At 69.6% G+C, this 22,487-nt stretch carries 18 protein-coding genes; 11 read left to right on the forward strand and 7 right to left on the reverse strand.

From position 1 onward, the window contains the following. Positions 1-111: 111 nt before the first annotated feature. Positions 112-1,296: a JmjC domain-containing protein gene (locus U1T56_RS01680; RefSeq protein WP_418157688.1), complete on the reverse strand. Its 1,185-nt coding sequence runs from the start codon at positions 1,294-1,296 to the stop codon at positions 112-114. Positions 1,297-1,348: 52 nt separating this feature from the next. On the opposite strand from U1T56_RS01680, the gene U1T56_RS01685 reads away from it, so the two are divergent. After that, positions 1,349-2,050, forward strand: a complete 702-nt coding sequence (locus U1T56_RS01685) for a YggS family pyridoxal phosphate-dependent enzyme (RefSeq protein WP_418157689.1) — start codon at positions 1,349-1,351, stop codon at positions 2,048-2,050. 165 nt (positions 2,051-2,215) lie between these two features. Beyond that, positions 2,216-2,599, forward strand: coding sequence for a c-type cytochrome (locus U1T56_RS01690; protein WP_418157690.1), 384 nt, complete (start codon positions 2,216-2,218; stop codon positions 2,597-2,599). A gap of 30 nt (positions 2,600-2,629) precedes the next feature. On the opposite strand, the gene U1T56_RS01695 is transcribed toward U1T56_RS01690, so the two are convergent. Next, positions 2,630-2,905 (reverse strand): RNA-binding S4 domain-containing protein, encoded by a 276-nt coding sequence (locus U1T56_RS01695; RefSeq protein ID WP_418157691.1) that lies wholly within the window; start codon positions 2,903-2,905, stop codon positions 2,630-2,632. Beyond that, positions 2,902-5,442: a helicase-related protein gene (locus U1T56_RS01700; protein ID WP_418157692.1), complete on the reverse strand. Its 2,541-nt coding sequence runs from the start codon at positions 5,440-5,442 to the stop codon at positions 2,902-2,904. The genes U1T56_RS01695 and U1T56_RS01700 overlap by 4 nt, the downstream gene beginning before the upstream one ends. Positions 5,443-5,525: 83 nt before the next feature. On the opposite strand from U1T56_RS01700, the gene U1T56_RS01705 reads away from it, so the two are divergent. After that, positions 5,526-7,373 (forward strand): adenylate/guanylate cyclase domain-containing protein, encoded by a 1,848-nt coding sequence (locus tag U1T56_RS01705; protein ID WP_418157693.1) that lies wholly within the window; start codon positions 5,526-5,528, stop codon positions 7,371-7,373. Here the strand turns inward: U1T56_RS01705 and U1T56_RS01710 are convergent. Both U1T56_RS01710 and U1T56_RS01715 read right to left on the reverse strand, forming a co-directional pair. Next, positions 7,341-8,306, reverse strand: coding sequence for a cation diffusion facilitator family transporter (locus U1T56_RS01710; RefSeq protein ID WP_418157694.1), 966 nt, complete (start codon positions 8,304-8,306; stop codon positions 7,341-7,343). The two genes, U1T56_RS01705 and U1T56_RS01710, sit on opposite strands and share 33 nt — an antisense overlap. Before the next feature lie 31 nt (positions 8,307-8,337). Continuing rightward, positions 8,338-8,892, reverse strand: a complete 555-nt coding sequence (locus U1T56_RS01715) for a Uma2 family endonuclease (protein WP_418157695.1) — start codon at positions 8,890-8,892, stop codon at positions 8,338-8,340. A gap of 129 nt (positions 8,893-9,021) precedes the next feature. On the opposite strand from U1T56_RS01715, the gene htpG reads away from it, so the two are divergent. Further along, positions 9,022-10,971, forward strand: coding sequence for a molecular chaperone HtpG (htpG, locus tag U1T56_RS01720; protein ID WP_418157696.1), 1,950 nt, complete (start codon positions 9,022-9,024; stop codon positions 10,969-10,971). Between the two features lie 25 nt (positions 10,972-10,996). Here htpG and U1T56_RS01725 read toward each other — a convergent pair whose 3' ends face one another. Both U1T56_RS01725 and U1T56_RS01730 read right to left on the reverse strand, forming a co-directional pair. Continuing rightward, positions 10,997-11,878, reverse strand: a complete 882-nt coding sequence (locus tag U1T56_RS01725) for a sulfotransferase domain-containing protein (RefSeq protein WP_418157697.1) — start codon at positions 11,876-11,878, stop codon at positions 10,997-10,999. Then, the gene (locus U1T56_RS01730; protein ID WP_418157698.1) at positions 11,868-13,313 is read right to left on the reverse strand and encodes a lipopolysaccharide biosynthesis protein; all 1,446 of its coding nucleotides are present in this window, start codon (positions 13,311-13,313) and stop codon (positions 11,868-11,870) included. The genes U1T56_RS01725 and U1T56_RS01730 overlap by 11 nt, the downstream gene beginning before the upstream one ends. A 266-nt stretch (positions 13,314-13,579) precedes the next feature. Here U1T56_RS01730 and U1T56_RS01735 point away from each other — a divergent pair, with 266 nt between their 5' ends. The 7 genes from U1T56_RS01735 to U1T56_RS01765 all read left to right on the forward strand — a co-directional run bounded on the left by U1T56_RS01735 (position 13,580) and on the right by U1T56_RS01765 (position 22,446). Continuing rightward, on the forward strand, positions 13,580-14,767 hold the full coding sequence (locus U1T56_RS01735; protein WP_418157699.1) for a glycosyltransferase: 1,188 nt from the start codon (positions 13,580-13,582) through the stop codon (positions 14,765-14,767). 78 nt (positions 14,768-14,845) lie between these two features. After that, positions 14,846-15,352: an NUDIX domain-containing protein gene (locus U1T56_RS01740; protein ID WP_418157700.1), complete on the forward strand. Its 507-nt coding sequence runs from the start codon at positions 14,846-14,848 to the stop codon at positions 15,350-15,352. A 123-nt stretch (positions 15,353-15,475) separates the two neighbouring features. Next, positions 15,476-16,957: an NAD-dependent succinate-semialdehyde dehydrogenase gene (locus U1T56_RS01745; protein ID WP_418157701.1), complete on the forward strand. Its 1,482-nt coding sequence runs from the start codon at positions 15,476-15,478 to the stop codon at positions 16,955-16,957. Between the two features lie 5 nt (positions 16,958-16,962). Next, positions 16,963-18,363, forward strand: coding sequence for a glutathione-disulfide reductase (gene gorA, locus U1T56_RS01750; RefSeq protein WP_418157702.1), 1,401 nt, complete (start codon positions 16,963-16,965; stop codon positions 18,361-18,363). Between the two features lie 38 nt (positions 18,364-18,401). Next, entirely contained in the window at positions 18,402-19,772 is a 1,371-nt protein-coding gene (locus U1T56_RS01755) for a class II 3-deoxy-7-phosphoheptulonate synthase (protein WP_418157838.1), read from the forward strand. 119 nt (positions 19,773-19,891) lie between these two features. Then, positions 19,892-21,031 (forward strand): nicotinate phosphoribosyltransferase, encoded by a 1,140-nt coding sequence (locus U1T56_RS01760; protein WP_418157703.1) that lies wholly within the window; start codon positions 19,892-19,894, stop codon positions 21,029-21,031. Continuing rightward, entirely contained in the window at positions 21,028-22,446 is a 1,419-nt protein-coding gene (locus U1T56_RS01765) for a sensor histidine kinase (protein ID WP_418157704.1), read from the forward strand. Before U1T56_RS01760 ends, U1T56_RS01765 begins: the two co-directional genes overlap by 4 nt. The last annotated feature ends 41 nt before the right edge of the window (positions 22,447-22,487 follow it).

Genomic DNA, 22,487 nt, shown 5'->3' on the forward strand with positions numbered 1-22,487 from the left:
AGCAACCCGACTCGATCGGAACGAGACATGGCCGCATCGCGTTGTGCCCGATATGCAACAAGATGGTTCCCCGAAAGGAAAAGCGCCCCATAACGCCACGGCATCGGCGCGTCAGGCGACGGGCTCGAGCAACCCCATCCTGGCGAGATCGAGGAGCAGCTTGTCGAGCTTGGCCGGAGGCTCGGCCGGAAAAGCCGCGAGCAGACCGCGACGGGTGAAGCGCTCGTGCGCCAGCACCCAGGCGACCTGCGCTTGAACCTCCGCCGGCACCTCGACCGCTTGGCGCGAGCCCCCCTTGACCAGACCGTGACGGCCGCCCTGCGACACCAGGCGCACCCCAGCCCCTTTCACCCGATAAGCCTCGTCGGCCTTCTCGATCAGATCCGGCAGGTCGTAGCTATCGCGCGGCCAATGGAAGCCGGCCATGAACCGGAGCATGTCGTCGACCGCCCGGTCCTCGGCCAGGCACCGTGCGATCGTCCGCCCGATGGCCTCGAGTCGTTCCTTGAGCGCCGCCCGATCGCGCGGCAGGTTGGCGCGGCCGATGCTCTCGTGCACCATCCGCTCGAAGGCGTAGGAGACCGCATCCATCCCGATCGGGTAGGTGACGCCGAAGGCGATGTGGGCGCAGGCGCCGTCGTCGGCGAGCGCGTAATGATACTGGCCGCGCGGCAGGTAGAGCAGATGGCCGGGCTCGAGGCGCACCTCGCGCCACAGCTCGCCTTTGGCCTTGTCCTTGTAATCCTGGGTCAGCGCCTCGAACCAGGGATGCTTGATCGGCCCATCTTCCCGCCCCTGGAAGACCATCCAGGTCTTTTCCCCCATGACGTGCATCGCGAACACGTCGTGGTAGTCGTAATGGGCCTTGAAGGCCTGCTTGCGCTTGGAGGAGAGATAAAGGTTGGCCTGGACCTTGCCGCCGAGCGCCTGCTCCATCGCCCGCGACACGGCCGAGAGCTCGGGTGTGAGCTGGTCGATGTCGTTGAGAACGAGGGTCGCACCCTTGGCCAGGAACTGCTTGACGCGCGCGGGATCGGGCCGCAGCACGGTGCCGCCGTCGCGGCCGGGCGCCGGCTGGCAGTAGGCGGGCGGCTGGATCTGCTCCTTGTCGAGCACGAGCAACATCGAGGGCGCAGCCCAGATCGTGGTCATGCCGAGTAGGCGGTTGAGGACGTCCCAGTTCATGACGTCCCGGAACTTCTCGGGCGGGCCTTGCAGGTGGAGAGGCTGCTGCCCCAGATAGTCGCGCAGGAAAGCCTCGGCGCCGAGTGGCGCCAGGATGTCGTCGAAGGTCATGACCGGCCTCCCGAGTGCCGTCCCGAACGAAACGTACCGGAGCTAGTAGACGATGGTGGAGCTTGGTCAACAGGCGGCCTCGGAGGTGGCGGAGAACCTGGCCGAGGTGCGGCGGCGGATCACGGCGGCCGCCGTGGCGGCGGGGCGCGATCCCGGCTCGGTGACGCTGATCGCGGTGAGCAAGTCGCAGCCACCGGAGCGGATCGAGGCAGCGCTTCTCGCCGGGCAGCGCATCTTCGGCGAGAACTACGTGCAGGAAGCGAAGGGACGCTGGCCCGCCTTGCGCGAGCGCTTTTCCGGCATCGAGCTGCACCTCGTCGGCCACCTCCAGAGCAACAAGGCAGCCGAGGCCATAGCGCTGTTCGATGTCATCCAGACACTCGACCGGCCCAAGCTTGCGCGCGAGCTCGCGAAGGAGATGACGCGACAGGGCAAGCACCCGCGCCTGTTCGTCCAGGTCAACACCGGCGAGGAGCCGCAGAAGTCGGGCGTGGCGCCCGGCGAACTCGACGGTTTTCTTTCGCTCTGCCGCGGCGAGCTCGATCTCGTGGTCGAGGGGCTGATGGCGATTCCGCCCGAGGACGAGGACGTGGCGCTCCACACCGCCCTTCTCGCGAAGCTCGCCCGACGTCACGGGCTCGCGAGCCTGAGCATCGGGATGAGCGGCGACTACGAGACCGCAATCCGTTTCGGCGCCACGCATGTCCGGGTCGGCACGGCGATCTTCGGCGCGCGCAGCCCGAGGCGGGCCTGAGCCATGCGCCACCGTTCGAGGATCCCACTTTAGAACCTCTGTACCCTCGTCGCCTTCTGTGACACTTCTCGGGCGCGACGCGCGGCGAGCGGCCGGGGAAACGGTCCCCTGCGGCGCGGCGTTGGTCGCACCGGTTTGCTTTCACCCCTCATTGTGGGAGGCAGAATGCTCAAGGCATGGATGCTCGGCTGCTCGCTCGCCGTGCTCGCGGCCGGCACGGCCATGGCGGACGGTAACGCTGCCAACGGCGAGAAGGTGTTCAAGCGCTGTCAGGCCTGCCACGTGGCCAACGCCGATCAGAACCGTGTCGGCCCCTCGCTGCACGGCCTGTTCGGCCGCAAGGCCGGCACGAAGGAAGGCTTCAACTATTCCGAGGCCATGAAGAAGAAGGGCGAGGAGGGTCTCACCTGGGACGAGGAGACCCTCGCCAAGTATCTCGAGGACCCGAAGGCCTACATCCCCGGCAACAAGATGGCGTTCCCGGGGCTGAAGAAGGAGGACGAGCGCGAGGACGTCATCGCCTATCTCAAGGAGGCGACGGCGAAGTGAGCCTCGTCCGGGGCGATCACGCGGAGCGGCTCAGTCGATCCGCGTGATCTCCTCGTAGAGCAGGCGTGCCTCGCTCGCGGGTCCGCGGCGCTGGCCGAGCGCCAGGACTCGCAGCACGCGCACCCGCATGGGCTCGGTCAGGGTGATGACGTCGCCCGGACGGACGAGCTGGTGGGTCTTCTGCACGATCTGCTCGTTGAGCCGCACGCGGCGCGCCGCCACGATCTCCTCGGCGAGGCCGCGATGCCTGATGAACCGCGCGTGCCACAGCCATTTGTCGAGCCGGAGCGCGTTCGGGTCGGTCACGTCGACACCTTGAGCTGCGCCAGAACAGCGAACGGCGACGGGCCGGTGCGGCCGGCGGCGGCGCGGCGTCCTTTCTCGTGGCGCTCCGCCTTCGGGCGGTGCCGCGGGGCTTTCCGCTGGGGCGGGCGGGTGAACGTCCCCTCTTCGCCGTTCTCCGAGGTCGCCGCCCGAAAGCCCAGCGCCTCCACGACCGCGAACAGCTCGGCACGGCTGAGCCCGGCCTCGGCGGCGAGCGCAGCCGGCACGGTGAAGACCCGCGTCCCCCGCGCCGCGGTACGGATCCGGGCGGCGAGCCGCTCGAGGATGTCGACGCGCAGCGCGAACCCGCCGAAGCTCGCGAAGCCTACCGCGATCACGTCGTGCCGCTCGCCGGCCGGAGCCGGCCGCAGCACCGTGCGCCCCGGCGGCGGCACGGCGACCGCCCGGCCATGGAAGATCCGCAGCAGCCGGGCGCGCGCCTCGTTGGCGGCGGGCCGGAGCAGGTCGGGCACGTAGAGATGGAGCATGCCGAAGCGCACGCCGAGCCTGGTCAGCATCCGCCGGTCGGCCTCGTCGAGGCCTGCGACCAGGCTCTCCGCCTCCTCGCGCGCCATGCTGCCCAGATGTTCGACCAGCCGGAAAGCGATGCCCCGGCCGGGGCCGCCGAGCTCCGCGCCGCGCGAGGCCAGCTCCAGTGCCTTCAGCCTCTCGAGCCGCCGGCCGATCCAGTCCTCGAGCCAGCGCTCGAGCCGCCTGCGGACGGCCTCCTGACCGGCCGCATCGAAGCCGCCGTCCACCTCGAGCTCGATCCGGGGCCGCAGGATGCCGGTCCCCCGCCGGAGCTGGGCCACCACAGCCCCCCGCCAGAGGATGCAGTCCTGCTCGTCGAGCGACAACGCGTCGTCGTCCGCTGCTGCCAGCTCGCCCGCCTTGCGCCGCAGCGCCGGCTGGGCAGCACGCCGTGCCGCAGCCGCGAGCAGACGGCGGTCGGCATCGGCGTCGGGCGTGGCGATGGCGAGCTTCAGGCCCTCGATCCGGCCGACCAGATGGCCGTCGACGACGACCTCGCCGTCGGCCTCGACGAGCGCCGCGTGCTCCCCCCGCTCACGGAGCGAGCGCAGGAGAGCCGAGGTGCGGCGATCGACGAAGCGCTGGATCAGGCGCTCGTGCAGCGCATCGGAGAGGCGGTCCTCGACCTCGCGCGCCCGCTCCTGCCAGTGGGCGGCGTCGCGCAGCCAGGCCGTGCGGTGCGACATGTAGGTCCAGGTGCGGATATGCGCGATCCGGTTGACGAGCGTGTCGATGTCGCCGTCGGTCCGCTCGAGGTGCGCGATCATGCCCCCTACCCAGTCGTTGGGCAGAACGCGCTCGGGGCCGGTCAGGTGCTTGTAGACCGTGGCCAGAAGGTGGAGATGCGCGTCGGTCAGGGTCTTCCTGAAATCGGGGATCTGGCAGACCTGCCAGAGCAGCCGGACCCGCTCCGTGCCTTGCGCCGCGGCGCGGATGTCGTCGCGGCGAGAGAGAAGGACGAGGCTCCGGTGGTCGAGCGCGTCCCTCACCTTGACGAGACAGTCCAGCTCCGGTGCCCGGTCGAGGCTCGCCGTCAGCGTGTCGACGCTGCGGAAGTCGAGATCGCTGTTGCGCCAGCGCAGCGCCTTCAAGGGCGGGAAGGTATGGCTTTCGATGGCCTCGATCTCGCGCTCCTCGAACGGCTGGCAGCCGTTCGTGCCGCCGAAGGTGCCGCTCGCCATGTGGCGGCCGGCACGGCCCGCGATCTGTGCCATCTCGGTGGTGGTGAGGCGTCGGCTCTCACGGCCGTCGAACTTGGTGAGGTCGGCGAAGGCGACGTGGGCCACGTCCATGTTGAGGCCCATGCCGATGGCATCCGTGGCGACGAGGTGCTCGACCTCGCCGGCCTGGTACATCGCGACCTGGGCATTGCGGGTGCGCGGCGAGAGCGCCCCCAGCACGACCGCGGCACCGCCCCTCTGCCGGCGGATCACTTCGGCCAGCGTGTAGACCTCGGCCGCCGAGAACGCGACCACGGCGCTGCGCCGCGGCAGCCGGTGCAGCTTTATGTCTCCGGCGAAGGAGAGGGTGGAGAAGCGCGGGCGGGTGACGATCTCGGCGGAAGGGACGAGCCGCTTCAGGATCGGCCGGATCGTGTCCGAGCCGAGGAACATGGTCTCCTCGTAGCCGCGCGCGTGCAGGAGCCGGTCGGTGAAGATGTGGCCGCGCTCGTAGTCGGCACAGAGCTGGATTTCGTCGACGGCGAGGAACGCGACCTCGCGATGCATCGGCATCGCCTCGACCGTGCAGATCAGGTAGCGCGCGTCGTCCCTGCCCACCTTCTCCTCACCGGTGATGAGAGCGCAGGAATCCTTGCCGCGAACCGCGACGACGCGATCGTAGATCTCGCGTGCGAGGAGCCGCAGGGGGAAGCCCATCATGCCCGACTGGTGGGCGAGCATGCGTTCGACGGCGAAATGGGTCTTGCCGGTATTGGTCGGCCCTAAGACCGCCACCACCCGGCCAGGGGACGCAGGCTGTCGAACCATGGGCTCAATGTTGCCCCTGGCAGGTCGCTTGGCAAGAGGTTCGCACCGGCGTGAGTGGTCGGAAGCGGCAGCGGCCGCTAGATATGGTGGCAGGTCCGCTCATCCCGAGCGGCAATGGCGTGCGCATGGAGCCGAGCCGGCGCATCATCTCCTTGCTGTTCGAGGGAGCCCCCGATGCGGTCTGGGAGGCGCTGGCCGATACCGCCCGCTTCAACGAGGCGGCAGGCTTGCCCCGGCATCAGATCCGAGAGCTGCCGGGGCCGGACGGCAGCATCACCTTCATCGGCAGCGCCCGCATGGGCCCGCTGCGGCTCGAATGGGAGGACCTGCCTTCCAACTGGGTGCGGGGGCATTGGTTCGAGCACCGGCGCGCCTTCCGCAGCGGCCCGTTTCGCACGTTCTACGCCCGCTGCCAGCTTCATCCCGAGGGCGGGGGCTGCCGCGGCGAGTACACGCTCGAGGTCGAGCCGCGCGGCCTTCCCGGCTCCCTCCTCGCAGGCGGCTTCCTGGCATCGGGGGAGCGCGTGGTCCGCAGGCTCGCCGCCGAGGCCGACCGGTTCGCGCTGGGCGGGCGGCCCGTCGCCTTCACCCCTCCCCCGCCCGCCCTGAGGCCGGCCGCGCGCGAGCGTCTGACGCGGCTCGCGCAGGAGCTCGACCGGTCGGCCTACGGCCACGAGCTGGGCGAGCTCCTCGCCCGGTATCTGATCGAGGCCGGCGAGATCGATGCGCAGCGAATCCGGCCGCTCGAGCTGGCACGGCGCTGGGTAATACCGGAGCGGCACGTGATCGAGGCCTGCTTGGAGGCGACACGGCTGGGCCTGCTCGAGCTGCGCTGGGACCTGCTCTGCCCACGCTGCCGGGGAGCGAAGGCGAGCACGGGCAGCCTCGACCGGCTGCCGGAAGGAGCGCATTGCGGCACCTGCAACATCGCGTATGGTCGCGACTTCTCGCGCAACGTCGAGCTGACCTTCCGCCCGGCGGCCGCCATCCGGCCGCTCGGGGACGGCGAGTTCTGCCTCCTCGGCCCCATGAGCACGCCGCACATCTGGGCACACGTGACACTGGCCCCAGGCGAAGAGCGGCTCATCGAGCTCGAGCTTCCGCCAAGCTTCTACCGCCTGCGCACGCTCGAGGCCGGCCCCGAGGCCGACATCGAGCACGGGTCCGGCCCCTTTCCCACGGTGAGCCTGACGGCCGAAGGAATCACGGCCGGTGAACCCTCGCCGCCGGGACGGGTGCGCCTGCGCAATGCTTTCTCGCATCAGCGCACCGTCGTGATCGAGGAGCGCGCCTGGGTGCGGAACGCGCTCACGGCGGACCGCGTCGCTACGCTTCAGGCCTTCCGCGACCTGTTCTCGGCCGAGGTTCTCCGGCCCGGCGACGAAGTCGCGATCCGCCGGGTGACGCTGCTGTTCAGCGATCTCAAGGGCAGCACGGCGCTCTACGATGCCATCGGCGACGCCGCGGCCTACCGCCTGGTCCGCGAGCACTTCGCCTATCTCGCCGGCATCGTGCGCGAGCACGACGGCGCGATCGTCAAGACGATCGGCGATGCGGTCATGGCGGCCTTCCACGACCCGCTGCAGGCGCTCACCGCCGCCATCGCCATGCAGGAGCGGATCGCGGCCTTCAACGCGACGGCGCGCGCGCCGATCGTGCTGAAGCTCGGCCTCCACGAAGGCCCCTGCATCGCCGTCACCCTCAACGAGCGCCTGGATTATTTCGGCGGCACGGTGAACCTCGCCGCCCGGCTCCAGGGCGAGAGCCGCGGCGGCGACGTCGTGCTGTCGCGAACGCTGGCGACGACGCCCGGGGCAGAACGCCTTCTCGCCGCCCACGCCCCGGTCGAGGAGACGGCCCGGCTGCGCGGCTTCGCCGAGCCTGCCGCCTTCGTCCGGCTACGCTTCGGTGCGGTGGCAGGTGGCGGCTGAGGCGTGGGCGGGCGGGCTTCCGTGCGGCCGGTCGGTGCAGTGGTTGCGCTCGATCTGGATCGTGGCGTGGGTCACGCCGAACCGCTCGGCGAGCGCATGCTGGAGCTCGTGAAGCACCGTGTCGTGGTCGGCCTCCTCGGCGATCGAGGCATGGAGCGTCATCAGCGTCCGGCCGGGCAGGATCGACCAGGCATGGACGTGGTGCACGTCGAGGACGCCCTGGACCGAGTCGGCGAGTTCGGCCTGCAAGGCGTCGACGTCGATATCCTCGGGCGTACCCTCCATCAGCACGTGCCAAGCGCGCGCCAGGTTCGACCAGGCGCCGCGCAGGATGAGAAGGGCCACGAGCACGGAGAGGATCGGGTCGATCGGGGTCCAGCCCGTCCACAAGATCACGAGCGCCGCCAGGATGGCGCCGATCGAGCCCAAGAGGTCGCCCACGACGTGGAGGGCTGCGCCACGCAGGTTGAGATCGGTCTCCTCGTGGCGGTGCAGGATCGAGAAGGCGGCGATGTTGACGACGAGTCCCAAGGCCGCCACGGCGAGCATCGGCCCGCCGAGCACGGGCACGGGTGCCAGGAGGCGCTGCCCCGCCTCCACCGTGATCCAGATCGCGATGACGATGAGAGCACCGCTGTTGATCAGCGCCGCCAGGACCTGGATGCGGCCATGCCCGTAGGAGCGCTCCGGCGTGGCCGGGCGGCGGGTGACGCGAAACGCGTACCAGGAAAGGCCCAGGGCGGCGGTGTCGGTGAGCATGTGGCCGGCATCGGCCAAAAGCGCCAGCGAGCCGGCGAGGAGCCCGCCCGCCACCTCCGCCAGCATGAAACCACCCGTGAGCAGGAGCGCCCACAAGACCCGGCGCTCGTTGCCGGCCTCGACATGGTCGTGGTGGTCGTGACGATGGTGGGCGTGGTGCGCGGGGGCGGTCATGCTCGGGTGCTGCTGTCCGGAAGAGCGGCCGTCAAAGGCCGGTGTTGCGATACAGGCGGTCGAGCTCGATCCGGTCGCCCAACGCCTCGCTCGAGAAGCCGGCTGCGCCCCGCAGCGGCATGGTGACGATCCAGCAATCGGCGTCGCGGCGCCACACCTGCATCCAGCGCTCGCGGCTGTCGACCAGCCAGATCTCGCGTACCGACGGCAGCTCGATGTAGCGGCGCACCTTGCCGCCGAGATCGTGGTCCGCCGTGCTCTCGGCCAGCACTTCGACGATCAGGAACGGCTCCTCGACATAAGGGGCACCCTCCGGCTCCCGGCCCGAAGCAGCGACGTCCGCCTTGTAGTGGTTGTAATCGTCGAGCCGGATTCCGGCCTCGACGATCGCCCGGCAGGGCGGGCGGCGCTCCAGCCGCCGGTCGATCTCGCCCCAGCAATTGCCTGCGATCGTGCCGTGGGCCTCGCTCGGCGGCGCCATGGCGACGATCTCGCCGTTGACCAATTCGTAGCGCGTGTCGGTTCCGTCGTCCCAGGCCAGGAACTCGCCTACGGTCATCGTCATCCGCCGGGCCGGCTCGCCCATGTGGCACTCCTCCGCTCGAACGGGCCAGGATTAGCACGGCGCCCCCGGCCGTTGAACCTCCGCGCTGCCATCCCCAAATCGGGCGCAGCCCTTTCAACCTGCCGTCACCACAGGGAAATCCGAGCCGCCATGACCGAGACCGTGCAGCCGTTCGAGGCCGATGTCAGCCGTGTGCTCGATCTGGTCATCAACTCGCTCTACAAGGAGCGCGACATCTTCCTGCGCGAGCTGATCAGCAACGCGTCGGACGCGTGCGACAAGCTCCGCTACCAGTCCCTGAGCCAGCCCGAACTCCTCGAGACCGATCCCGATCTCAAGATCCGCATCCTGGCCGATGCGGCCCTCGGCCTGCTCACGGTCACCGACAACGGCATCGGCATGAACCGCGAGGATCTGTGCGAGAACCTGGGCACCATCGCGCGCTCGGGCACGGCCCGGTTCCTCGAGCAGCTCTCGGGCGACAAGGACAAGGACCTGAAGCTGATCGGCCAGTTCGGCGTCGGCTTCTATTCCGTGTTCATGGTGGCCGACAAGGTGGTGGTCCAGACCAGGAAGGCGGGCGAGGACAAGAGCTGGATCTGGGCTTCCGACGGCCGCAGCGGCTACACGGTGCAAGAGGCGCCGGCCACGGTCCCGCGCGGCACCTCGATCACGCTCCATCTCAAGGCCGACGCCAAGGAATATCTCGACGGCTGGAAGATCCGCCAGATCGTGCGGACCTACTCCGACCATATCGGCATCCCGATCCTCCTGGAGGTGCGCGAGAAGGCGGGCGACGGCAAGGCGAAGGCCGAGGAGCCGCAGCAGATCAACGAGGCCAGCGCCATCTGGACCCGGCCCAAGAGCGAAATCAGCGAGGACCAGTACCGGGAGTTCTACCACCACGTCGCCCACGCCTTCGACGAGCCGTTCGCGCGGCTGCACTTCACGGCGGAGGGTGTCCTCTCCTACACGGCACTCCTGTTCGTCCCGAGCACGCGTCCGTTCGATCTCTTCGACCCGAAGCGCCGCCACGGCGTGAAGCTCTACGTGCGCCGCGTGTTCATCACGTCCGACCTCGAGGCGCTGATGCCGCGCTATCTGCGCTTCGTGAGCGGTGTGGTCGACAGCGAGGATCTCCAGCTCAACGTCAGCCGCGAGACGCTGCAGCACGGGGCGGTGATCGCCAAGATGAAGAAGGCGCTGGTGCGCCGGCTTCTGGACGAGATCGCGGCCAAGGCCAAGGCGAGCACGGCGGCATCGGCCGATGGCGAGGCCAAGCCCGACGGCGAGGCCAAAACCAAGAGCTACGAGGACTGGTGGGCCGAGTTCGGCTCCGTCCTCAAAGAAGGTCTCTACGAAGACGCCGAGAACCGCGAGAAGCTCCTGGAGCTCGCCCGCTTCCGCAGCACGCACGGGGCCGGCTGGACCAGCCTCGCCGACTACGTGGCGCGGATGAAGGAGGGCCAGGACGCGATCTACTATATCAGCGGCGAGAGCCACACGGCGCTGCGCACGAGCCCGCAGCTCGAGCAGGCGCTGGCCAAGGGTGTGGAGGTGCTGCTCCTCGACGATCCCGTGGACGATTTCTGGCTGCCCGAGGTCAAGGACTACCAGGGCAAGCCGTTCCGCTCGCTGACCCGGGGCGAGGTCGACCTCTCCGCCATCAAGGCCGAGGGCGAGGCGGAGAAGGAGAGCGAGCCGAAGCTCGACGACGAAGCGCTGAAGCGTCTGATCGCCCGCCTCAAGACGGCGCTCGGCGAGGAGGTGACCGACATCCGCTCGTCCAAGCGCCTGCGCGACAGCGCCGTCTGCCTCGTCGCCGACGAGCACGGGCTCGACCTCAGGCTCGAGCGCTTCTTGAAGCAGCACAGCCAGATCGATCGGCTCTCCAAGCGCGTGCTCGAGATCAACGGCCAGCACGAGCTGATCCGGCGCATGGCCGAGATGGCAAAGGACGAGACCAAGGGGCTGCAATTCGACGAGCTGGCCCGGCTCCTGCTCGACCAGGCGCGGATCGTCGAGGGCGAGCCGATTCCCGATCCCGGCGCCTTCTCGCGACGGATGAGCACTTTCCTCGCCAAGGGCCTCGCGGCCTGAGCGCACACGACGGCCGCGACCGGGCTCATACCCAGTGGGCGAGGTCGCGGCCGAGAAGGGCCGAGAGCCGCTCGTTGTGCGGGCGGAAGTAGGCGCGCAAGCGCTCGCGCGTCTCCTCGTGCATCGGCGGGTAGCGGAACGGCCGCGCGTTGGCCTCGCTCAGGGGCTCGACGACGTGGCGGAACAGGAAATAGCGCAGGCGCGCCGGAACGACGGCCTTGTAGGCCCGGTTCACGCGCGAATCCGGTGCCCGCAGCATGCGCTGGAGCCGTGGGAAGCGGGGCACGCTCGCCGTGTTGTGGCGTTCCTCGGGCGGCTCGAACGTGGGATCGTCGATGCCGAGCCAGCCCAGAAGCCGCGACAGATAACGGCTGTCCTGCTGCATGTCGTCGTAGAGCAGGACGTGGATGCGCTCCGGTGGAAACCAGCGCCGGAAGCGCTCGAGCTGCTCGGCATAATGACCGTGCTCAAGATAGGCGCGCTGGGCGCGGTCGTGGGTGCTCGTAGGGTCGAGCGCCGGCTCGCGCGCGAGCGCCTCCTCGAACGAGCCGGCCGGTTCCACCCCGACCGAGCGCTGGTACCAGTAGGCCGAATAGGCCCGGTCGATCGGGTTGCGCAGCACCGCGACGATCCGGGCATCGGGATTGTAGCGGCGCAGCCGCTCCGGCACGTAAGGAAAGAACAGGAGCTCCACGTTGGAGAGGCCCACGAGCTCGGCGTCGATGGTCTCGGGGTAGTTGAGGGCCAGCTCCTGCTCCAGCCGGCGGTACTGCTCCTCCAGAACGAAGCAGGCGATCTCCTTGCGAAAAGGCAGGAAGATGCGCGGATGAAGCTGCAGGTAGCGGTGAAGCGAGGTGGTGCCGCTCTTCTGGGCACCCACGAGGAAGAAATCGATTTTACGCCGCATGCGAGGAATTCGTCCGTGCTGTCAGGAACCGCCACAGCAGGCCCGCGGCCTTGACCGGGTCGGCATGGGTCCAGATGCCGCAGCAGCGCCGCACGCAGAGCCAGGCGGCGATCTGCTGCGCCGCCAGAGCCCCGGCCACGGCTGCTGCGAGGCCGATCGCGCCGAAGGCGGGGGTGAGCGCCAAGCCGCCCGCGAGCATGGCCGCCGTGCCGCCCAGCGCCACCGCCATGCGCACGGCCCCGTGCCCGGTCATCATCAGCACGTAGGGTGCGGAGCCCACGAACGCGACGAACGCCGTTCCCAGCGCCAGCACGAGGAGGATCGGGGCGCCGTCGCGGTAGAACGGGCCGAACAGCAGTGTCAGCAGCTCGCCCGGAGCCACTGCCAGAACGACGAGCGCCACGAGGCAAGGCAGGGCGGCGACCGTCGCCGTCATCTGGAGGAGCGTCTGCAGCCGCTCGTGCTGCCTGCGCACGTTGAGGCGCGCGATCTCGGGTGCCGTCACGTCGTTGACCACCGTGAGGAGAGCGAGCAGCCTCACGACCCGACTCGCCGCCCCGTAGAGCGCCACTTCGCTCTCGGAACGGAACATGCCCAGGATCCAGATGTCGGCCTGGAGCACGATCAGCATCCCCAGCTGCGAGACGAGCAGCGGCAAGCCGAGCCGGACGAGCGGCCACCAGCCCGGACCACGCGGTGCCGGCTTCCAGGAGGGTGGCAGCCTTCTCGCGAGAAGCGCTGCTCCCAGCATCGTGGCCATGGCCGTCGCGGCAGCCGAGATCAGGAGCGCTCGCCGCGCATCGAGGCTCATGCCCAGCGCCCAGGCACCGCCGACGGTAGCGGCAAGCAGGCCGGTCGACAGGACGCCGCCGAAGGCCGTGCCGCCGAAAAGGCTCGCCAGCCTGATGTCGCGGCAGCCCCGGAACAGCTCGGCCAGGGTGAGCTGCACGGCGAAGCAGGCGAGCCAGGCGGCCGCAGCCGGCATCGCCTCGGCCAGAGCGGCCGAGCCGAACACGCGATACCCCAGCCACGGGCCGAGCAGAACGCCCCCACCTGCCCCGATCACGAGCCCGGCGAGCGCCACGGCCGCGAGAGCACGCCAGGCCACCGCTGCGGCCGCAACGACGTCGTCGCACCCGAGATGTTCGGCCACGAGCCTGAGCCCGACCTGCTCGAGGCCGAGGCGCGCCACGGTGGCGGCGGCGGCCACGATGCTGAAGGCGAGCAGATAGATGCCGAGCTCGGCCGGCGGCATCAGGCGCGCCAGCATGGCCGTGATCCCCAGGCCCAGCGCGGCGCCGATGCACTTGCCGCCGAGCGCCCAGATTCCACCGCCCACGAGGATCGCGGTGAGCGAGCGCTGCCGGCCTTTAGCCTCGGACCGGCCCGACACCGCGCCGGCATTCATGATCATGCTGCCGCCGTCCACCGGCATGCTTTCGTCCTATCCATCGTCCGCTTTCCTTGCAGCGCGCGCTGCAGCCGCGCCGAGCCGAAGTCGGCATCACGGCCATGATGCAAGTCCGGCCCGGCAGTCTCACGAAATCGGCCGGTGCTGGCAAGCCGCATGGATGCCTCGAGCTTCTCCCGACCATGTCGGTGCGCCCGAGCCCATGCCACGGCAGCATTGACATCGCCTATTGGGTCCTGCGTGATAGACTGGGCGTGATGAGGTTCGATCCAGATTCGGGGACATGATCGGTGACGGCACGTTTGTCTGCCGCGAACAAAACTGAAGGAAGCACCAGGAAAGGGCCTGTAAATCTTCTGATCCTCATCGACAAGTTCGACTATTGGAATTCTTCCGTCAGCGGGCCTGTCCGATATTTCTCCTGGCTCGTGGAGCGGCTCGATCGGCGCCGCTTCCGACCGGTCGTCTGCAGCCTGCGCGCGGCCGGCCCGGCGGAAAAGGTCCTGCGCCGGCTGGGGCTCGAGGTGCGCTTTCTCGGCCTCGGCAAGTACCAGCCGCGGGCGGTCCTGCGGGTGATGCAGCTCGTGCGCAGCGAGCGCATCGACCTCATGCACCTGAACGGCTACGCCTCGACGACCATCGGCCGCATCGTGGGGCTGCTCACGGGCGTGCCCGCCATCGTGCAGGAGCACTATGTCGATCCCGGCATCACCCGGCCGCAGATGCTGCTCGAGCGCACGCTGGCGCGGGTGGCGCGCTCGCCGGCCATCGCCGTCTCGGCCTACGCGGGCCGGTTCCTCACCGAGGCCAAGGGCTTCGACCCGGCGCAGGTGGAGGTGATCTGGAACGGCATCCCGGTCGAGCGGTTCGCCTCGGCTCCACTTGCCGCCGGCGTGCGGCTGCGCGAGCGGTGGGGCCTGCCGCCGGATCGGCCGGTCGTCGGCACGGTGGGGATGCTGCACCCCAACAAAGGCCATCGCTTCCTGATCGAGGCGGTTCGGGAGCTCCTGCAGCGCGGGCTCGAGGCGAGCCTCGTCGTCGTCGGCGAGGGTGCCGTACGCGCGGACCTGGAGGCGCGATGCGCCGCGCTCGGCCTCGACGGCCGGGTGTTCCTGGTCGGCCGGCATCTCGACATGCCGGCCGTCTACCGCGCCTTCGACATCTATGCCCAGGCCTCGATCAGCGAGGCCGCGGGCCTCAGCGTGCTCGAGGCCATGGCGAGCGGTCTGCCGATCGTCACCAGCGCCGCCGGCGGGCCGAACGAGGTGATCACCGATGGCGTTTCGGGCCTGATCGTGCCGACCGAGGACTCGGGCGCCCTGGCCGCAGCCATCGCGAGGCTCGTTCGCGAGCCGGGACTCGCCCGCAGGCTGGCCGCCGGTGCCGCCGCGGCGAGCCGCTCCTTCGATCTCGACGAGACCGTGCGCCGGATCGAGGCCGTGTACGAGCGCGTGCTGGAGCAGCGGGCCGCGGCCTGACGCTCCGGGTAGCACCTGCTTCCCACGAGGGCGCGCGCCGCCTAGAACCACCGACGAGGTGGAGCGGCAGGAGAGGCGATGGCGATCTCGGATTACCTGCGGCGCTTGCGCAGCCGCATCGGGCACGAGCTCGTGCTCCTGCCCTCCGTCGCCGTGATGATCCGCGACGATGCCGGCCGGCTGCTGCTCGTGCGCAACCGCGACGACGGCACCTGGCAGACCGTGGGCGGCGGGATGGACCCGAACGAGCAGCCGGCCGATGCCGCGGTGCGCGAGGCGTTCGAGGAGACCGGGCTCGTGGTCGAGCTCACGCGCGTGATCGGCGTCTATGGCGGCCCGCTCTTCTGCCTGACCTACCCGAACGGCGACGTCGTGTCCTATGTCGGGATCGCGTTCGCGGCGCGGGCGACGGGCGGGGCCGAGCGTCCCTGCCAGGACGAGGTCGACCGCCTCGGCTGGTTCGAGCGCGATGCCGCCCTCGCCCTGCCGATGGCGCCGCATACCCGCATCCTGATCGAGGACGCGTTCGAGGACGCGCCCCGCGCCCGCTTCGCGCCTCCGAGCTGGCGTCCGGGCAGAGAATAGCCGTTTCGGCGGGCGGCTTGCCGGAGGCCGTCCCGGCGGTATACTCCGCGCACTTTCTCACCCGGATCGGACCTGGGCACCTCGGGAGCGTGCCGGCTCCGGACCAGCAAGGACGAAGGCACCATGGCTACGGCACTCAAGGATGTGCGAATCCAGCTCCAGGATCAGCGCCTGTTCCGCGAGCACTGCTACATCGACGGTGCCTGGATCGCAGCGGAGGACGGCCGCACCGTCAAGGTGACGGATCCCGCCACCGGCGAGATCATCGGCACCGTGCCGAGCCTGGGCGTGGTCGAGACCCGGCGCGCGATCGAGGCCGCGGAGCGGGCGCTGCCGGCATGGCGCGCCAAGACCGGCAAGGAGCGCGCCCAGATCCTCCGGCGCTGGTTCGAGCTCGTCATGGCGCACGCCGACGATCTCGCCTATCTCATGACCCGCGAGCAGGGCAAGCCCGTGGCCGAGGCCAAGGGCGAGATCGCCTATGCCGCCTCGTTCCTCGAATGGTTCTCGGAAGAGGCGAAGCGAGTCTACGGCGACGTCATCCCGCAGACCGTGGCCTCGCGCCGGATCCTCGTGCTGAAGCAGCCCGTGGGCGTGTGCGCGGCGATAACACCCTGGAACTTCCCGGCGGCGATGATCACGAGGAAGGCCGGCCCGGCGCTCGCCGTCGGCTGCACCATGGTGGTCAAGCCCGCGAGCGCCACGCCCTACTCCGCCCTGGCGCTCGCCGAGCTCGCCGAGCGGGCGGGCGTGCCGAAGGGCGTGTTCAACGTGATCACCGGCAGTGCGGGGACCATCGGCACCGAGCTCTGCACCAACAAGAAGGTGCGGAAAGTGTCGTTCACGGGCTCGACCGAGGTCGGCAAGATCCTGCTGAAGCAGTGCGCCGACACGGTCAAGCGCGTGTCGATGGAGCTCGGCGGCCACGCTCCCTTCATCGTCTTCGACGATGCCGATCTCGACAAAGCGGTGGAAGGTGCCATCGCCTGCAAGTTCAGGAACTGCGGCCAGACCTGCGTGTGCACCAACCGGATCTACGTCCAGGCCGGCGTGTTCGACACGTTCGCGCAGAAGCTCGCGGCCGCCACGGCGAAGCTGAAGGTCGGCCCCGGCACCGGTGCCGACGTGCAGATCGGGCCGCTGATCGACGAGAACGCCGTGCAGAAGGTCGAGGAGCACATCGGCGACGCCACCGCCAAGGGCGCTTCGATCCTCCTGGGCGGCAAGCGCCACGCGCTCGGCGGCCACTTCTTCGAGCCCACCGTGCTCGCGAACTGCAACGCCGAGATGAAGATCGCGCACGAGGAGACCTTCGGCCCGGTCGCTCCTCTCTTCCGCTTCGAGACCGAGGAGGAGGTGATCCGGCTCGCCAACGCTTCCGACGTGGGCCTCGCCGGCTACTTCTACACCCGCGATCTCGGCCGCGCGTTCCGGGTCGCCGAGGCACTCGAGGTGGGCCTGGTCGGCGTCAACGACGGTGTCATCTCGAACGAGGTGGCGCCCTTCGGCGGCGTCAAGGAGAGCGGCATGGGCCGCGAGGGCTCGAAGTACGGCATCGACGAGTATCTCGAGATCAAGTACGTCAGCCTCGGCGGCATAGGCTGAGGTCCATGACCACGTTCGATCTCTTCATCATCGGCGCCGGCTCCGGCGGCGTCGCGTGCGCGCGCCGCGCCGCCTCCTACGGCGCCAAGGTCGGCATCGCCGAGGCGCGCCGTGTCGGCGGCACCTGCGTGATCCGCGGCTGCGTGCCGAAGAAGCTGATGCACTACGGCGCCCATTTCGGCGAGGCGCTCGCGGACGCCAGGGCCTATGGTTGGCAGATCGGCGAGCGCCCCCCGCTCGATTTCGAGGCTTTGTGCCGAGCGCGCAACCAGGAGATCGACCGGCTCAACGGCATCTACATCGACATGCTGAAGAAGGCCGGCGTGGAGCTGTTCACGGGTCGGGCCAGGGTCCAGCCACGCTGGTCGGGCGACGGCTTCGTCGTCGCCGTGGGCGAGCACGAGATCCACACCCGGCGCATCCTCGTGGCCGTCGGCGCCCATCCGAGCCTGCCCGAGATCGACGGCATCGAGCATGCCATGACCTCGGACGAGGTGCTGGAGCAGGTCTATCCCCTGCCCCGCCGGCTCGTCGTCGTGGGTGCCGGCTATATCGGGGTCGAGTTCGCGAGCATCTTCCGAGCGCTCGGCGCCGACACGACGCTGGTGCTGCGCGGCGATCTGCCCTTGCGCGGCTTCGAGGAGGATCTCCGCCGGCATCTGACCGACGAGATGCGGGCGCATGGCCTGAAGATCCAGCCCGACACCCGCGTCGAGCGGATCGAGCGCACGAGCGACGGCTTCGCCCTCCACACCAACCGCGGCGTGATCGCGTGCGATCGCGTGATCTACGCCACCGGCCGTGCCCCCATCCCGAACACGCGCGGGATCGGGCTCGAGGATCTCGGTGTGAGGATGAGCGACATCGGCGTCATCCAGGTCGATCGCGGCTATGCCAGCAACGTGAAGGGGATCTTCGCCGTCGGCGACTGCAGCGACCACGGCGGGCACGGGCTGGGTGCCGCCCAGTTCGATCTGACGCCCGTGGCGATCGCCGAAGGCCGGGCGCTCGCCGAGGCCCAGTTCAACGACAACCCGCAGACCGTCGCCTACGAGACCATCCCGACCGCGGTGTTCGCCCTGCCGCAGGCGAGCTCGGTGGGCCTGAGCGAGGCCCGTGCCCGCTCGCTCGGCTACGATGTGACGATCTATCGCACGCGTTTCAGGCCCATGGTGCACACGCTGACCGGCGGCAGCGGCCGGACCATGATGAAGCTCGTCGTTGACAAGGCGAGCGATCGCGTGCTCGGTTGCCATATGGTCGGGGAGGACGCGGCAGAGATCATCCAGGGCTTCGCCGTCGCCCTCACCGCGGGCGCCACCAAGGCCGTCTTCGACGCCACCGTGGCGCTGCACCCCACCGCCGCCGAAGAGTTCGTCACCATGTATCAGCCGGCTCAGAGCTAGAAGGCCGGATGGATCGTCTTCTCGAGGGAATTCTACCGATGGCACGCGACTGGCAGCCGGATTCCTGGCGCAGCCGACCTGTCCAGCAGATGCCGGCCTATCCGGATGCGGCGGCCCTGGCCGAGGTGGAGCGTCGGCTCGCGAGCTATCCGCCGCTCGTGTTCGCGGGCGAGGCCAGAACGCTGAAGGAGCGGCTGGCCGAGGTCTGCGCCGGGCGGGCCTTCCTCCTCCAGGGCGGCGACTGCGCCGAGGCCTTCGCCGATTTCCAGGCCGACAAGATCCGCGACACGCTGCGCGTGCTCCTGCAGATGGCGGTCGTCCTCACCTTCGGTGCCGGCATGCCGGTCGTGAAGCTCGGCCGAATCGCCGGTCAGTTCGCGAAGCCGCGCTCGGCACCCACCGAGGTCGTGAACGGCAAGGAGCTGCCGAGCTACCGCGGCGACATCGTCAACGCGATCGACTTCGACGAGACGGCGCGCGTCCCCGACCCCTACCGCCAGCTCCAGGCCTACTCGCAGGCCGCGGCCACGCTCAACCTCCTGCGCGCCTTCACCCAGGGCGGCTACGCCTCGCTCACGCGCGTGCACCAGTGGACACTGGGCTTCCTCGACCGGAGCCCACAGGGCGAGCGCTACCGCGACATGGCGCACCGGATCACGGAAGCGCTCGATTTCATGCGGGCCTGTGGCGTCACCGATCTCACCACGCCCGAGATCACCCGCACGCAGCTCTACACCTCGCACGAGGCCCTGCTCCTGGGCTTCGAGCAGGCCATGACCCGGGTCGATTCGACCTCGGGCCTCTGGTACGACACGAGCGCCCATTTCCTGTGGATCGGCGACCGCACCCGCCAGCTCGACGGGGCGCACGTCGAGTTCTGTCGCGGGATCGCCAATCCTCTGGGAGTCAAGGCCGGTCCCACCATGACGGTCGAGGACCTCCTGCGTCTGTGCGACGTGCTCAACCCGCAGAACGAGCCCGGCCGCCTCACCGTCATCAGCCGCATGGGCCACGACAAGATCGAGAAGCACCTGCCGATCCTCGTGCGCGCGCTCAAGAGCCACGGCCGCAACGTGGTCTGGGCGTGCGATCCCATGCACGGCAACACGATCAAGTCGTCGACCGGCTACAAGACCCGCCCGTTCGACCGCATCCTCTCCGAGGTGCGGAGCTTCTTCGCCATCCACAAGGCGGAGGGCACGCACGCCGGCGGCATCCATCTCGAGATGACCGGCCAGGACGTGACCGAGTGCACCGGCGGCGCTCAGGCGATCACGGACGCCTGCCTGCAGGATCGCTATCACACCTACTGCGACCCGCGCCTCAACGCGCAGCAGGCGCTTGAGCTCGCCTTCCTGATGGCCGAGGCGCTGAAGGAGGAGCGCCAGCTCCTGCGCGCGGCGTCGTAGGCGATCCTCGCGAAGGGAGGTCCGCGCAGGGACTTCCCTTCCCGCCCCTCACCCGCCGATTGACACCGTCGCACCTGCCCTCTTAGCTCCTGCCTCTGGTGGATTGGGGGAAGCCGAGCATGGCGCCGAGTGACGGCGAGGTCGGGCGCTACTCCGACAAGTACTTCGTCAAGACGCGCACGATCGTCGAGCGGTTCGGCGATTGTCGTGTGACCTATGCGGTGTTCATGCGCCGCCCGGTCGTGTTCACGCCACGGCTCGCGGTCGAATGGCTGCAGCGCGTGCTGGCCGAGCGCGGGACGGAGGCCGAGATCGACCTGCTGCACGCCGAGGGCGACTGGGTCGGCGCCGGCGAGCCGCTCCTCTACATCACGGGCCCGTTCCGCCACCTGGTCGATCTCGAGACGATCTTCCTGCAGCGACTCGGCCCCGCCTGCGTCGCCGCCTACAACGCCTACACCATGGCGACCGACCTGCCCTACGTCGCCTTCCTCGCCATGGACGCGCGCCACTGCGCGGGCGCCGAAATGGCCGAGATGATGGCCTATGCCGCCTCGGTCGGCTCGGCGCGGGCGCGGCGCGAGACCGGGGCCAAGGGCTTCATCGGCAACGCCACCGACGCCACGGCGCACTATTTCGGCCAGCCCACCGGCCTCGGCACCATGCCGCACGCGCTGATCGGCTATGCCGGCAGCACGGTGCGCGCGGCCGAGATGTTCCACGAGACCTTCCCCGACGATCCGCTCTACGTGCTGGTCGACTATTTCGGCCGCGAGATCACGGACGCGCTCGAGGTATGCCGCCGCTTTCCCGAGCTCGCCGCACAGGGGCGTCTCGGCGTGCGACTCGATACTCATGGCGGCCGGTTCATCGAAGGCCTGGACGTGGCGGCATCCTACGCCGTGCTCGAGCGGCACGTCCCGCACGCGATCCGCACCTACCGCACCCACGAGGAGCTGAGCTGGCTCACGGGCACGGGCGTCACGGCGGCCGCGATCTACCACATGCGCGAGCAGCTCGACGCCGCCGGCTTCGACAAGGTGAAGATCATCGCCTCCTCCGGCTTCGGTCCATCCAAGTGTAAGCTGATGGCGAGCGTGAGGGCCCCGATCGACATCATCGGCACGGGCTCCTATCTGCCGGAGCGCTGGACCGAGACCTACGCCACCGCCGACATCATCGCCTATAACGGCGAGTACCGGGTCAAGGTCGGCCGCGAGTTCCTGTTCCCGGCGCACAGGGCGCGCAGCGGCGCTTGAGCACGACCGCCTCGCCGATGCCGGCGCTCGGCTCGCCGAACCTGCTCCGGCTTCTGCGTGACGCCCTGGTCGGGGCGCTGCCGGCGCTCGCGGCCGTGGCAGTGCTCGAGCTCACGGCCGAGCTGCGCTGGTGGCAGCTCCTGCTGGCGCTCGCCATCGGTGCTGTGACAGCGCTCCTCGTCGCCTGGTCCTGGATCCGCCAAGTCCGACACTTCGCTGCCTGGGTATTACGGCTGGCCGGTCAGGAGCGCGCCGACGATCCGCCCGAGCCTTATGTCGTCTACGCGCTCGAGTGGATCGTCTGGCCGGTGCTCGAGCTCATGCGCACGCTCGCCCGCACGCGCCGGCACGCCGCGGCTCAGGAGCGGCTCCTCGCGGCCGTGATCGAGGCCCTCCCCGACCCGGTCTTTCTCGTCGATCAGAGTCTCGTCGTCCGCCTCGCCAACCGGGCCGCACGGCGCGGCTTCGCGCTGCCTCCCGGCGAAGTCCCTCTCGGCCGGGCGCTCAGGGACCCGGCCATCTTCGGCGCGGTCCAGGCGGCGCTCGGCGGCGGGATCTCGGGCAGCGTCGTCTACAACCCGGTGAGCGACCGCCTGAAGCAGTTCGCGGCGCGCGTGGAGCCCGTCGATCTCGGCGACGGCGGCCGTGGCGTGATCCTGGCGCTGCGCGAGCAGACCGAGCAGGTGATGATCGAGCGGATGCGCTCGGACTTCGTCGCCAACGCGAGCCACGAGATCAGAACCCCCCTCGCCTCGCTGATCGGCTTCATCGAGACCCTGCGCGGGCCGGCGCGCGACGACCAGGAAGCGCGCGAGATGTTCCTCGCCACCATGGCCGAGGAAGCGGCCCGGATGACGCGGCTCGTGGACGATCTCCTCTCGCTCTCCCGGATCGAGGTCGCCGAGAGCCGCCGCCCGGAAGAGCGGATCGAGCTGCCCGAGCTGCTCGCACGGATGGCCGAAACGCTCCGGCCGGTCGCGGAGCGCAGCGGGGTCGCGCTCGAGCTCGCTCTGGCGCCGCTCCCGCCGGTGCGCGGCGATGCCGACCAGCTCCATCAGCTCTTCGGCAACCTCCTCGACAACGCCGTCAAATATGGCGCCTCGGGAAAGCGGGTGCGCATCGAGGCCGAAGCGCTGCCCATGGCCCCGCCCGAGGCCGGTCCGCTCAGCGGGCGGGCCGCCGTGCGGGTTGCGGTGATCGACTTCGGCGAGGGCATCCCGCCCGAGCACATCCCGCGGCTCACCGAGCGGTTCTACCGGGTCGACAAGGCGCGCTCGCGCCGTGTCGGCGGCACGGGTCTGGGCCTCGCCATCGTCAAGCACATCCTCCGCCGCCACGAGGGCCATCTCGCGATTCAGAGCGAGCTCGGCCGCGGCAGCCGCTTCACGGTCTATCTGCCCGTGGAGGAAAGCTGACCGCCGTCACGAAGCTGTCACGGAATTGCCATAGGAGTCGC

This window comes from Benzoatithermus flavus, from assembly GCF_037908215.1.
Taxonomy (GTDB): Bacteria; Pseudomonadota; Alphaproteobacteria; order Geminicoccales; family Geminicoccaceae; genus Benzoatithermus; species Benzoatithermus flavus.

What these genes read in the sequence shown, in the direction of transcription:
- U1T56_RS01680 (WP_418157688.1), bottom strand. Translation starts at nt 1,296, where the DNA reads ATGACCTTCGACGACATCCTGGCGCCACTCGGCGCCGAGGCTTTCCTG.
- U1T56_RS01685 (WP_418157689.1), top strand. Translation starts at nt 1,349, where the DNA reads ATGGTGGAGCTTGGTCAACAGGCGGCCTCGGAGGTGGCGGAGAACCTG.
- U1T56_RS01690 (WP_418157690.1), top strand. Translation starts at nt 2,216, where the DNA reads ATGCTCAAGGCATGGATGCTCGGCTGCTCGCTCGCCGTGCTCGCGGCC.
- U1T56_RS01700 (WP_418157692.1), bottom strand. Translation starts at nt 5,442, where the DNA reads ATGGTTCGACAGCCTGCGTCCCCTGGCCGGGTGGTGGCGGTCTTAGGG.
- U1T56_RS01705 (WP_418157693.1), top strand. Translation starts at nt 5,526, where the DNA reads ATGGTGGCAGGTCCGCTCATCCCGAGCGGCAATGGCGTGCGCATGGAG.
- U1T56_RS01710 (WP_418157694.1), bottom strand. Translation starts at nt 8,306, where the DNA reads ATGACCGCCCCCGCGCACCACGCCCACCATCGTCACGACCACCACGAC.
- U1T56_RS01715 (WP_418157695.1), bottom strand. Translation starts at nt 8,892, where the DNA reads ATGGGCGAGCCGGCCCGGCGGATGACGATGACCGTAGGCGAGTTCCTG.
- htpG (WP_418157696.1), top strand. Translation starts at nt 9,022, where the DNA reads ATGACCGAGACCGTGCAGCCGTTCGAGGCCGATGTCAGCCGTGTGCTC.
- U1T56_RS01725 (WP_418157697.1), bottom strand. Translation starts at nt 11,878, where the DNA reads ATGCGGCGTAAAATCGATTTCTTCCTCGTGGGTGCCCAGAAGAGCGGC.
- U1T56_RS01730 (WP_418157698.1), bottom strand. Translation starts at nt 13,313, where the DNA reads ATGCCGGTGGACGGCGGCAGCATGATCATGAATGCCGGCGCGGTGTCG.
- U1T56_RS01740 (WP_418157700.1), top strand. Translation starts at nt 14,846, where the DNA reads ATGGCGATCTCGGATTACCTGCGGCGCTTGCGCAGCCGCATCGGGCAC.
- U1T56_RS01745 (WP_418157701.1), top strand. Translation starts at nt 15,476, where the DNA reads ATGGCTACGGCACTCAAGGATGTGCGAATCCAGCTCCAGGATCAGCGC.
- gorA (WP_418157702.1), top strand. Translation starts at nt 16,963, where the DNA reads ATGACCACGTTCGATCTCTTCATCATCGGCGCCGGCTCCGGCGGCGTC.
- U1T56_RS01755 (WP_418157838.1), top strand. Translation starts at nt 18,402, where the DNA reads ATGGCACGCGACTGGCAGCCGGATTCCTGGCGCAGCCGACCTGTCCAG.
- U1T56_RS01760 (WP_418157703.1), top strand. Translation starts at nt 19,892, where the DNA reads ATGGCGCCGAGTGACGGCGAGGTCGGGCGCTACTCCGACAAGTACTTC.